Origin of the sequence: Mesorhizobium sp. 1M-11 (assembly GCF_001303895.1) — a bacterium.
Taxonomy (GTDB): domain Bacteria; phylum Pseudomonadota; class Alphaproteobacteria; order Rhizobiales; family Rhizobiaceae; genus Mesorhizobium.
Genome location: NZ_LJSD01000074.1, coordinates 80820 through 92440, shown reverse-complemented (window position 1 = coordinate 92440; position 11621 = coordinate 80820). Strand labels below are relative to the sequence as shown.

At 64.2% G+C, this 11621-nt stretch carries 12 protein-coding genes; 2 read left to right on the top strand and 10 right to left on the bottom strand.

Translation table 11 applies throughout. The annotated features are described in order from the left end of the window. The 9 genes from doeA to AO692_RS28825 all read right to left on the bottom strand — a co-directional run bounded on the left by doeA (position 1) and on the right by AO692_RS28825 (position 8780). Positions 1-1179: an ectoine hydrolase DoeA gene (gene doeA, locus AO692_RS28865; protein WP_054313484.1), complete on the bottom strand. Its 1179-nt coding sequence runs from the start codon at positions 1177-1179 to the stop codon at positions 1-3. 37 nt (positions 1180-1216) lie between these two features. Beyond that, positions 1217-2209, bottom strand: a complete 993-nt coding sequence (locus AO692_RS28860; RefSeq protein ID WP_054313483.1) for a cyclodeaminase — start codon at positions 2207-2209, stop codon at positions 1217-1219. Further along, the gene (gene eutB, locus AO692_RS28855; protein WP_054313482.1) at positions 2206-3186 is read right to left on the bottom strand and encodes a hydroxyectoine utilization dehydratase EutB; all 981 of its coding nucleotides are present in this window, start codon (positions 3184-3186) and stop codon (positions 2206-2208) included. Before eutB ends, AO692_RS28860 begins: the two co-directional genes overlap by 4 nt. Before the next feature lie 5 nt (positions 3187-3191). Further along, positions 3192-3971: an ectoine utilization protein EutA gene (eutA, locus tag AO692_RS28850; protein WP_152980017.1), complete on the bottom strand. Its 780-nt coding sequence runs from the start codon at positions 3969-3971 to the stop codon at positions 3192-3194. Then, complete coding sequence (gene ehuD / locus AO692_RS28845; protein ID WP_054313480.1) at positions 3968-4627, bottom strand: ectoine/hydroxyectoine ABC transporter permease subunit EhuD; 660 nt, start codon at positions 4625-4627, stop codon at positions 3968-3970. Before ehuD ends, eutA begins: the two co-directional genes overlap by 4 nt. Beyond that, positions 4627-5286 carry an ectoine/hydroxyectoine ABC transporter permease subunit EhuC gene (ehuC, locus tag AO692_RS28840; RefSeq protein WP_054313479.1) on the bottom strand — a complete coding sequence of 220 codons (660 nt, stop codon included), beginning with the start codon at positions 5284-5286 and terminating at the stop codon, positions 4627-4629. The genes ehuD and ehuC overlap by 1 nt, the downstream gene beginning before the upstream one ends. Positions 5287-5461: 175 nt before the next feature. Further along, the gene (gene ehuB / locus AO692_RS28835; RefSeq protein ID WP_054313478.1) at positions 5462-6313 is read right to left on the bottom strand and encodes an ectoine/hydroxyectoine ABC transporter substrate-binding protein EhuB; all 852 of its coding nucleotides are present in this window, start codon (positions 6311-6313) and stop codon (positions 5462-5464) included. A gap of 80 nt (positions 6314-6393) precedes the next feature. Then, the gene (gene ehuA / locus AO692_RS28830) at positions 6394-7179 is read right to left on the bottom strand and encodes an ectoine/hydroxyectoine ABC transporter ATP-binding protein EhuA (protein WP_054313477.1); all 786 of its coding nucleotides are present in this window, start codon (positions 7177-7179) and stop codon (positions 6394-6396) included. Positions 7180-7394: 215 nt separating this feature from the next. Next, on the bottom strand, positions 7395-8780 hold the full coding sequence (locus AO692_RS28825) for a PLP-dependent aminotransferase family protein (RefSeq protein ID WP_054313476.1): 1386 nt from the start codon (positions 8778-8780) through the stop codon (positions 7395-7397). 84 nt (positions 8781-8864) lie between these two features. Here AO692_RS28825 and AO692_RS28820 point away from each other — a divergent pair, with 84 nt between their 5' ends. Further along, entirely contained in the window at positions 8865-9353 is a 489-nt protein-coding gene (locus AO692_RS28820; protein WP_054313586.1) for an Lrp/AsnC family transcriptional regulator, read from the top strand. Positions 9354-9421: 68 nt separating this feature from the next. Here the strand turns inward: AO692_RS28820 and AO692_RS28815 are convergent, their stop codons facing one another. Then, the gene (locus AO692_RS28815; protein WP_244483538.1) at positions 9422-9874 is read right to left on the bottom strand and encodes an ATP-binding protein; all 453 of its coding nucleotides are present in this window, start codon (positions 9872-9874) and stop codon (positions 9422-9424) included. Between the two features lie 244 nt (positions 9875-10118). Here AO692_RS28815 and AO692_RS28810 point away from each other — a divergent pair, with 244 nt between their 5' ends. Further along, positions 10119-11618 (top strand): NAD-dependent succinate-semialdehyde dehydrogenase, encoded by a 1500-nt coding sequence (locus AO692_RS28810; RefSeq protein WP_054313475.1) that lies wholly within the window; start codon positions 10119-10121, stop codon positions 11616-11618. The last annotated feature ends 3 nt before the right edge of the window (positions 11619-11621 follow it).

Sequence of the window (11621 nt, the reverse complement as noted above, 5' to 3'; positions counted from 1 at the left end):
TCAGTCCTTCACCACCAGCTTGCGCGGCACGTTGGCCAGGCACTCGACCCCGGTCTCGGTGATCAGGATCGATTCCGTGATCTCCAATCCCATCGTTTCCAGCCACAGGCCGGTCATGAAATGGAATGTCATGCCGGGCTTGAGCTCGGTGCGGTCGCCGGGGCGCAGGCTCATGGTGCGCTCGCCCCAGTCCGGCGGATAGGAGATGCCGATCGGATAGCCGGTGCGGTTGTCCTTGACGATGCCGTACTTCTTCAAGACGGCGAAGAAGGCATTGGCGATGTCCTCGCAGGTGTTGCCGGGCCTCGCTGCCGCCAGGCCGGCCTCCATGCCTTCGAGCGTCGCCTTCTCGGCGTCCAGGAAGGCCTGTGTCGGCTTGCCGAGGAAGACGGTGCGCGAAAGCGGGCAATGATAGCGGTGGTAGCAGCCGGCGATCTCGAAGAAAGTGCCCTCGCCCGCCTTCATCGGCTTGTCGTCCCAGGTGAGGTGCGGCGCCGACGCATCCTCGCCCGACGGCAGCAGCGGCACGATCGCCGGATAATCGCCACCGAAGCCATCCGTGCCACGGATGCCGGCATCGTAGATCTCGGCAACGAGATCGCATTTGCGCATGCCGACTTCCATCCTGTCGACGATGCGCTGGTGCATCGCTTCCACGATTCGGGCGGCCTTGCGCATGTAGTCGATCTCGGTCGCGCTCTTGACCGCGCGCTGCCAGTTGACCAGCGCGGTGGCATCGACGAAGCGGGCGTTGGGCAGGTGCTGCTGCAGCGACGCGAAGGCCTTGGCCGAGAACCAGTAATTGTCCATCTCGACGCCGATCCGCTTGCCATCCCAGCCGCGCTTGGCAAGCAGTTCGGCGAGATAGTCCATGGGGTGGCGCTCGGTCGACTGCACATAGTGGTCGGCATAGCCGATGATGTTGTCGTGGTTCAGATAGGCGGTGCGCTTGGCGCCGTTGGCATCCTGGCCGCGCCCGTACCAGATCGGCTCGCCATGCGGCGGCACGATCACCGCCTGATGCACGTAGAAGGACCAGCCATCATAGCCCGTCAGCCAGGCCATGTTGGAAGGGTCCGAGCAGATCAGCACATCGACACCCTTGGCTTCCATGGCCGCGCGTGTCTTTGCGAGGCGCTGCGCATACTCCTCGCGCGAAAACTTCAAGTTGGGCTGCATTCTTCCAGTTTCCTCGTTTTGACCCCTTACAGGGCCATCAGCTTTCAAAGATTGTTCCGGCACCCGCCGCCCTCGCCCGATCCCGCGCGAGCGTGGCGATGGCGGTATCCTGCACACCCGTACCGGTAAGATCGGCAAGTGTGATGTCGGCCGCGGTGCGGCGGCCATGCCTGCGTCCAGCGATGATCTGGCCGAGTTCGGCGACCTCGGCATCGGCCGCGATCAGACCGGCGTCGATGGCGTGGTGCAGTTCGCCGAGCCGGCGTGTCTGCCGGGCGCTGTCGGCGACATAGAGATCAGCCATGCGGATCACCGCCGGCGCGATCTCGTTCTTGTGCTCGGCGTCGGAACCCATGGCGGTGATATGCTGCCCCGCCGAGACAAAGCCGGCATGGATCAGCGGCTCGGTCGCCGGTGTCGTCGTCACGATCACATCCGCGCCGGCTGCCGCTTCCGCCGCATCGGGCTCGGCGCGCACGTCGATGCCCAGCCTCTCGCGCAGTTCGCCGGCAGCCGCCTCCGCCCTTGCGGCATCGCGGGCCCAGATGCGGGCTTCCGTGATCGGCCGCACCAGCTTCAGCGCTTCGAGCTGCAGTTTCGCCTGCATGCCGGCACCGAAGATGGCAGCTCTTGCAGCATCCGGCCGGGCAAGATGTTTTGCCGCCACAGCACCGGCGGCGGCGGTGCGGATATCGGTGAGATAGCCGTTGTCGATCAGAAGCGCTTCGGTGACGCCGGTCGTTGCCGACAAAAGCACCATCAGCCCGTTGGTGCTCGGCAGGCCGAGCGTGGGGTTGTCGAAGAAACCGGGACTGATCTTGATGGCGAAGGCGTCGATGCCGGGCACATAGGCGGTCTTCACATCGACCTCGCCTCGATGCTCGGGAATGTCGAGCCTGAGGATCGGCGGCATCGCCACCTTCTCCGTGGCGAGTGCGCGGAAGGCGTTTTCCACGCAGGCCACGGCTTCGAGGTCGAGTTTGACGAGACGGCGCAGGTCCGTCTCGGTGAGGATGGTCATTGGCCTCATGCCGCCAGTTCCTCTTTCCCGCAGACGATGTCGCGATGCCGGCCCATGTCGATGTTGCGACCGGAGAGCACCAGCACGACCGGGCCATGCGATTTGACCTTGCCGGCCAGCAGCGCCGCGATGCCGACCGCGCCGGCCCCTTCGACGATCTCGCGTTCCTGGCTGTAGGCGTGCGTGATGCCGGCGGCGATCTCCGCTTCGGACAGCAGCACGACATCGTCGAGCAGGTCGCGGCACATGGAAAAGGTCAGCCGGTTGTCCAGGCCGATGCCGCCGCCGAGCGAGTCCGCCAGGGTCGGCACTTCCTCGACTTTCACCGGCCGTCCGGCATCGAGGCTGGCCTTCATGGCCGCACCGCGCTGCATCGAAATGCCGATGATCCTCGTGTCCGGCTTGGCGCCTTTCACCGCCGCGGCGATGCCTGCCGCCAACCCACCGCCGGACAGCGGCACCAGCACGGTCGCGACATCGGCAACGTCGCTCACGATCTCGAGCCCGAGCGTGCCCTGCCCGGCGATCACCGCCGGATGGTCGAAGGGCGGCACCATGACCAGCCCCTCTTCGGCCACCAGCCGATCGACTTCGACCTGGGCATCGTCCTGGCTGTTGCCGACGATGCGGATCTCGGCACCTAGACGCCGGATCTCCTCGACCTTGTTGGCCGGCACCAGCTTCGACATGCAGATGACGGCGCGCATGCCTTCCAGCTTCGCCGCAAAGCTGAGCGCGCGGCCGTGATTGCCGGTCGAAGCGGCGACGACGCCGCGTTTCCTGTCTTCGGCGCCGAGCCACGCGATCGCATTGGAAGCGCCGCGCAGCTTGAAACTACCAGTCGTCTGGCGATGCTCGAGCTTGAGATGCACCGGGACGCCGAAGCGCTCCGATAAGCTGGCCGAAACCACGACCGGCGTCGCGGCGACCTTGCCCACGATATGATCGCGCGCGGCAAGGATGTGCTGGAAGGTGACTGCATCCATGGCTGTCAGCCGCGCGGCAAGGGGCTGGTCATCAGCCGACCCCATTCGGGATGGGGGGTATCGTCGCCACAGAGCCTGAGGCAATTCCAGGCGCTCGCCTGGTTGGACGTGACGACGGGCCGACCGATGGCCTCCTCGATCGCGACGGCCGCGAGTGCCGAGCGCAGCGCCGTGCACGACACGAACAAAGCTTCCGCATCGGCATGCATGGCCTGGCGCGCCAGATCGACCAGCGCCGAAGGCGCGATACGCGCCATCTCGCGATCATCGTCGAAGCCGAGGCAAGTGAAGGACGCGATGTTGAAACCGTGGCGGACAAAATAATCCGCCATCGGCTGGCTGGTCTCGACTGTGTAGGGCGTGAGCACACTGATGGTCTTGGCGCCCAATGTCCTCAGTCCCTGCATGGCCGCCATCGGCGGCGTCACCACGGCCACGCCGGGCTTGGCGGCTTGTATCGCGGCCTCGATCTCGAGGTCGCCGATCACGACCGAGGCCGAGGTGCAGGAATAGCAGATGGCGTCGAGCTTCTCGTCCGGCAGGATAAGAGCGGCGGCCTCGGTCAAGGCCGGCTGCATCTTGCGCAGGTTTTGCGGCGTGGTCGGGTTGGCGTAGGCGACGCGCGCGACATAGACGCCGATACGCTCGCTCGCCACCATGCGCCGATAGTCCGGCTCGGTGGTGTGATCGGTCGCCAGGATGATCAGGCCGACGCGCTTTTCCAGCGGGCGCGGGTCGAGCGCCGGACGGTCCGGATGCAGGTGGATATCGGGTGCCATGTCTATCTCTCCACCTTGCCGTAGCGCCGTTCCAGCCATCGCAGCAGCACCACCGAGAACAGGCTGATCACCAGGAAGAAGGCGCCAACCAGCGTCATCGGCTCGACATAGCGGTAGTAGGTGTTGGCGACGCTTTTGGCCTGGTTCATCAGTTCCAGCACGGTGATGGCCGAAAGCAGCGGCGTTTCCTTGAACATAGCGATGAAATAGTTGGCCAGCGCCGGGATCATCGGCGGGATCGCCTGCGGCAGGATGATGTGCGTCCAGGTCTGGCGGCCGTTGAGGTTGCAGGCCTTGGCCGCTTCCCATTGCCCACGCGGCACGTTGTCGATGCCGGCGCGATAGACCTCGGCCGCATAGGTGCCGTAGTGCAGGCCAAGCCCGATGACGCCCGCCGTCAGCGGCGGCAGCAACAGACCGAAATCCGGCAGTACGTAGAAGATGAAGTAGAGCTGGACCAGGAGCGGCGTGCCGCGGATGAATTCGGCGAGGAAGCCGACCGTGCGCGAGACGATCCGGTTCTCCGAGCGCCGCAGAAGCGCGATGGCAAGTCCGAGTGCCGCCGCCAGCGCGGAGCCCAGAATGGTCGCCAGGATGGTGATCTTCACCCCCTCGAGGAGGGTCGGCATGATCTCGCGAACGAAGGCCCAATCCCATTCCATCAGACGCGCACTCCGTCGAGACCGCGCGACAGGCGGCGTTCCAGGCGGCGCGTGCCCCAGGAAATCAGCAACGCCAGCACGAAATAGATGATGAGGATGGTGGCGAACGGCACCAGCGTGTTGCCGGTCTGGGCACGGACCACCTGCGCCTGGAACGTCAGGTCGGCCAGCGAGATCAGCGACACCACCGAAGTGGCCTTGAGCAGCTCGATGGCATTGTTGCAGAAGGTCGGCAGCATGACCAGGAAGGCCTGCGGCAGGATGACGTGACGCATGCCTTGCCAACGGCCGAGATTGAGCGCCGTGCAGGCTTCATATTGTTCCTTGCCGATGGACTGCACGGCACCGCGCACGACCTCGGCCGCATAGGCGCCGACATTGAGGCCGAGCGCGAGCACACCGGCCTGCAGCGGCGTGAGTTCGAAGCCGAGGATGGGCAGGACGAAATAGGCCCAGAAGAGCTGGACGAAGATCGAGGTCCCGCGAAAGAACTCGATATAGACCGTGGCCAGCGCACGCACCGCGAAGAAACGCGAGAGCCGGCCAAGCCCGGCCAGGAACGCCATGATGAGCGCCAGCACCGACCCCATCAGCGTCAGCTTGATGGTGACCAGCGCTCCTTGCAAAATCAGGTCGAGATATCCGGACCAGGCGGTCATAGCGTCTTCCGGTTGATGAAAACGGGATCACTGCGCTCTTCTCCCCGTTCACGGGGAGAAGATGCCGGCAGGCAGATGAGGGGTGGCATGAACTTCTCAAAACGGACACAGCTCCTCATCCGGCCCTTCGGGCCACCTTCTCCCCGTGAACGGGAAGAAGGAAGGATGCCAAGTCTCACTTCGCCGCGCAGAGCTTGTCGCGCGTCGTCGACAGTGCCGCCTTGGCAGAGAAACCGTAGGGCTCGACGATCTTGGCGAACTCCCCGGACTTCTTCATCTTCGCCAGCTCGACGTCGAAGGCATCGCGCAGTGCCGTGTCCTTCTTGTTGAAGGCAGCACCATCGCAATAGACGGGCGCGCCCTGCACCGGCGCGATGACCTCGAGGTTCGGATCGTTGGCCTTCTTCATCAAGTCGTTGATGGAAAGCACCGGCAGCGAATAGGCGTCGATGCGGCCGTCCTGCAGCATCTTGATGCCGCTCTGGCCATCCGGCACCACGATGACACGGTCGCGCGGCACGCCGGCGTTCAGCGCCAGCTTCTCCTCGGTGCCGCCGCCCGGCGCGCCGATAGTGGCGGCGGTGTCCTTGGCGACATCCTCGTAGCTCTTGAAGCCCTTGGGATTGCCCTTCTTCACCAGCATGGCTTCGGCATCGCACAGCACCGGCTCGGAATAGGCGACGGCGGCGCAACGCTCGGGCTTCATGAACAGGCCTGCGGTCACGACGTCGAAGCGTCCGGCCTGAAGACCCGGGATCATCGCTCCATATTCGGAGATCGAGGCGGCGACGTCGGCCACGCCGAGACGCTTGAAGATCTCCCGCGCGACGTCGGGAGCGGCGCCCGAAACCTTGCCGTCTGCCGCGACCGCCGTATAGGGCGGCTCATTGGCGATCGCCAGGCGGGCAAAACCCTGGCTCTTCAGTTGTTCGAGCTTGCTGTCGTCGGCACGGCTGCCGACGGTCGTGGCAGCCAAAATACCCAGCGCGAAACCGGCGACGGCTACCGTTGTTGTAAATGTTCTCATTGTTCCCAGCTCCATGTTTTTCGGTTTTTGTTGGTGGTCGTGATGCCGCCTGCGCGGCAACCATTCGCTTCCGCCTACGGTCAGACGCGATGTCCTGCCGCGATGATCTTCTTCAGGAAGCTCTGTGTGCGCTCCTGCTTGGGATGACGGAAAATGTCGTCGGGCTTGCCCTCTTCCACGATCTTGCCGCGGTCGAAGAACAGCACCCGGTCTGCGAAGTCATGGGCAAAACCCATCTCGTGCGTGACCAGCAGCATGGTCATGTCTGTCTCGGCAGCGAGCTTGCGCATGACGTTCAGCACTTCGCCGACCAGTTCCGGATCGAGCGCGGAGGTCACCTCGTCGAAAAGCATGATCTTGGGCGATAGAGCGAGTGCGCGGGCGATCGCCACGCGCTGCTTCTGGCCGCCCGAAAGCTGCGCCGGCATTGCCTTGGCCTTGTCGGCCAGGCCCACCATGTCGAGCAGTTCCATCGCCCGCTTCTCGGCGGCGGCGCGTGGCGTGCCCTTGGTCAGCATCGGCGCAAGGGTGATGTTGTCGAGCACGCATTTGTGCGGGAACAGGTTGAAGAGCTGGAAGACCATGCCGATCTTCTGGCGCATCCTGGCCAGATGCCGTTCGCTCGCCGGCACCAGGGAGCCCTCGCGCTCCATGTGGTAGAGCTGTTCGCCTTCGACCTCGATGTGGCCACCATCGATGCGCTCGAGCGTCATCAGGATGCGCAGGATCGTGGTCTTGCCGGATCCCGACGGGCCGATGAGCGCCAGCTTCTCGCCGGGCATGACCTGCATCGACAGTCCGTCCAGCACCTTGAAGGCACCGAAGCTCTTCGAAATCGCGTCGACCTTGATGATGGGCGCGGCCAATCGTCTATCCCCGTGTTGGAGAACTCTTGTCTGCCAGAGCGTTTCCGTTTTTCACGGAAGCGCTCCAACTTTGTTCTTCCGCAATTCCGGACGCAAAACCGCTGCGCACTTTTGCTGGAATTGCTCTAACGATGGGGAAGCAACAAAATCATGTCAATTGCCAAAATAATATCATGACAATTTTTCCAATTCTGCCCGAATTTCGGGCAGAACGGCTAGATCGCCAGCAAGAGATGTTCGGGGTCACCGAGCAGCAGGCGGGTGACGACGCCAAGGCCTGTTCGCAATTCACTCTCGGTGGTGGAGCCGATCGAAATGCGCACTGCCGGATGCCATGGGGCTTCGGAGATACGGAACGATGCGCCGGGCGCAATCGCCACGCCCTGCAGCCGCGCCTGCGCCACGAACCCCTCTTCCGCGCGATCCTCCGGCAGCGGCAGCCACAGGTGCAGTCCATCGTGATGAGCGTGGAACGTTACCCCGGCCAGGGTCTCGGCCGCAATGTCATGACGCCGGCGCACGGCGGCCCGCTGCCAGCGCACCAGTTCCATGGCGGTGCCGTCCGCCACCCATTTGCTGGCGATCTCTGCCACCATCGGCGTCGCCATCCAGTTCGACACCAGATGCCGGTTGGCCACCGCCGCCACATAGCGGTCGGGTGCGGCAAGGTAGCCGATGCGCAGGCCGGGCACGGTGATCTTGGAGAACGAGGTGACGTAGAGCGTGCGCTCCGGGGCGAAATAGGCGACCGGCGGCGGACGATCCTCCAGCAACGGGCCCAGCACATCGTTCTCGATGATGGCGATGTCGTGCTTGCGCGCCACTTCGGCGATCTGCGAGCGCCGGATGCCGCCCATCAGGGTCGCGGTCGGGTTGATGACCGAGGGCTGGACGAAGACGGCGCGGATGTCCGAAAGCTGGCAGGCCTGATCCAGCGCCTCGGGCACGATGCCATGCTCGTCGATCGGCAGGCCTTCCAGATGGAAGCCGAGATAACGCGCCAGCGGCACCAGCGTGTGATGGCCGATGGCCTCGGTCACCACTGTGGAGCCGGGCGGCGCCACGCTCATCAGCGCCACCGTCATGCCGGCGGTCGCCCCGTTGGTGAGGGTGATGTTCTGCGGCGAAGCCTCCAGACCGCACAGCTTCAGCCATTCCGCCGCCACCGCGCGATGCCGCGGGAACACCATGTTCGGCCGGAACGACAGCGCCGAGCTCGCCGGCAGCGTCTCGGCCAGCCAGCCGAGCGCCTGCTTAAGCCGTTCCAGATGCATCGGTTCGCAGACCGGCTTCAGGATCGACAGGTCGATCACCTCGCCCGGCCGCTCCGGCAGGTAGGGCGGGTCCGGCTCCCGGCGCTGCGTCTGCACGAAACTGCCGCGGCCGATTTCCCCCGCGATGAGCCCGCGCCGGATCAACTCCTCATAGGCACGGCTGACCGTCTGCACCGACAGTTTCAGCTCGTCCGCCAGCGCCCGGTGCGTCGGCAGCCGCTCGCCATTTGCCAGCCGGCCATCGTGGATGGCGCGCGCGAACTGGTCGGCCAGCGATAGATAGGCAGGACGGCGGATCAATGCCGGATCGGGACGCCACAATGTCATGACTTCATTAGAGATCGAAATCAGTGCAATTGACAATCGGAATCATGCGCCTGCATGGTGTTGGCGACAGGAAAAGCGATCAATATGACCGGACTGAAACTCGACGCGATCGATCTGAAGATCCTCGACGCCATCCAGCGCGACGGGCGCATCACCAAGCTGGCGCTCGCCGAGCAGGTGGGATTGTCGCCGACGCCCTGCTGGATGCGGCTGGCGAAGCTGGAAAAGGCCGGCATCGTCTCGGGCTATCATGCCCGGATCGCCATGCGCGCCATCGCCCCCATCGCCACGGTGCTGATGGAAGTGACGCTGGGCGCGCATAGGCAGGCCGATTTCGAGCGTTTCGAGCGCGCCATCCGCGACATTCCCGAGATCGTCGCCTGCTGGTCGGTGGGTGGCGGCGTCGACTACCTGCTCAAGGTGATGACCTCCGACATCGATGCCTACCAGCGCTTGGTCGATGCACTGCTGGAACGTGAACTCGGCATCGACCGCTACTTCACCTACATCGTCATCAAGACGGTGAAGGACGAGGCCGTTCTGCCCTTGCCCGAGCTGCTTGCGAGCAACTAATGGCGGAATCCTGACGCTTGGTTCGCGACACAGAAGCCGGCTCCGGTGCGGCCAGCCATTCAGCTTTGCTATGCAGCGAGCTCATCATCCGTAGGGGGCTCGAACATCTCGGACCATTTCAAGATCATCTCATCAGAGACGCGGAATGTGTCGGCCGCATTGCGAGTGGCGAGCCGGCTTAAAATCTCTTCCATCCTCGTCGGCAGGTAATGAACGACAGTGCTGGCCCCCAATTGCGCGGCACGCCTGCGAAAGTCGTCGCGCTCGAACCTGGACCAGAAACCAAAGTCCAAAATAACATCAACACCCTGCGTGAGAATACGCTCGGCCAGCTCCCAAAGCAGCGCTTCTATCGTATCATGCCTCATGTCGTGCTGGGGATGCTCGATGTCCTGACCGAAAAGGCGAAGATGCCATTCATCCGGCGTTAGCCGAATGGCCGGCAATGCCTCTTCCATCTCTTTCGCTCGCGTCGTCTTGCCGGAGCCCGGCAGTCCAACCATCAGATGCAGCGTGGCCAAAAGAACATCCTTCCGCTTTTGTGGCCACGACTTTGTACCGAGTTCTGGGATGGGTCGACCCCTACCGTTCCTCGCGGGCCGAATGTCCAACCAATCATATTCCGAATTCATGACCTGAGCCGCCGTCGAAACTCTCTGTTCCGCCGCGCCTGAAGAGAGAGTTTCTCTGCCAGCCGCATGCGGAATGGTCTTTCTCTCGCATCAGTGCCCCTAGACTGAAGGCATCCGACACGGAGGCCTTATCATGTCCGCCCATGCCCATTTTGCCCGCCAGCAGCGCCATGAAGCGCTCGACGGCCTGACCGACCGGCGGCTCTACCGCGAACATGCCTATGTCGACGGCCATTGGACCGCGAGCGACGTCGCCGCCGGCTTCGAGGTGACCGATCCCGCCACCGGCGCAAGCCTCGCCTGGGTGGCCGCACTCGATGCCGCTCAGACAGGCAAGGCGGTCGACGCGGCGGCACGTGCCCTGCCCGGCTGGAAAGCGCTGCTGCCGCAGCAGCGTTCGGCCATCCTGCGCAAATGGTTCGAGCTGATCGTGGCGGCCAAGGAGGATCTCGCACTGCTGATGACGCTCGAGCAGGGCAAACCGCTGCAGGAATCGCTGGGTGAGATCGACTATGCGGCCTCTTTCGTCGAATGGTACGCCGAGGAAGCGAAGCGGCTGAACGTGGAGACCGTCACCAGCCATCTGCCGGGCGCCGAAATGGCTGTCCGTCGCGAGGCGCTCGGCGTTGTCGGGGTGGTGACGCCGTGGAACTTCCCCTCGGCCATGCTGACGCGCAAGGCCGCCGCCGCACTTGCCGCCGGCTGCACCATTGTTGCCCATCCCTCCTCCGAGACGCCGCTTTCAGCACTGGCTCTGGCCGAACTCGGCGAGCGCGCCGGCCTGCCGGCCGGCGTCTTCAACGTCATCACCGGCGATGCCGCCACCATTGTCGGGCAGATGTGCGCCGATGCACGCGTCCGAGCCATGAGCTTCACAGGCTCGACCGAGATCGGCCGGCTGATCGCGGCGCAGTGTGCACCGACGATGAAACGTTTGATCATGGAACTGGGTGGGCATGCGCCGCTGATCGTCTTTGCCGATGCCGACCTCGACAAGGCGGTGAAGATCGCCGTCGACGCCAAGTTCGCCACCTCGGGACAGGACTGTCTCGCCGCCAACCGCATCTATGTCGAGCGGCCGGTCTATGACCGCTTCTGCGCGGCCTTCGCCGAAAAGGTCTCGGTGCTGAAGGTGGGCGGCGGCCTCGCCACCGACAGCGACATCGGCCCGCTGATGCATGAGCGGGCGGTGAAGAAAGTCGACGAACAGGTGAAGGACGCCACCGCCAAGGGCGCGCGCCTGCTCTGCGGCGGCGAACGTCATGCGGCGGGTGCGCTGTTCTACCAACCGACCGTGCTGGCCGACCTTTCGGACGACGCGCTGATCATGCGCGAGGAGACATTCGGCCCGGTGGCGGCGATCACGCCCTTCGATGCCGAAGACGAAGTCGTCGCCCGTGCCAATGCTTCAGAATACGGGCTCGTCGCCTATGCCGTCACCGAGAACGGCGCGCGCCAGCGGCGGCTGGCCAGCGCGCTGGACTACGGCATGGTGGCCGTCAACCGGGTCAAGATCACCGGCGCACCGATCCCCTTCGGTGGCATCAAACAATCCGGCCTCGGGCGCGAAGGCTCGCGCCACGGCCTGGAAGCCTTCACCGACCTCAAATACATCTGCTTCGATCTGGCGTAAGCC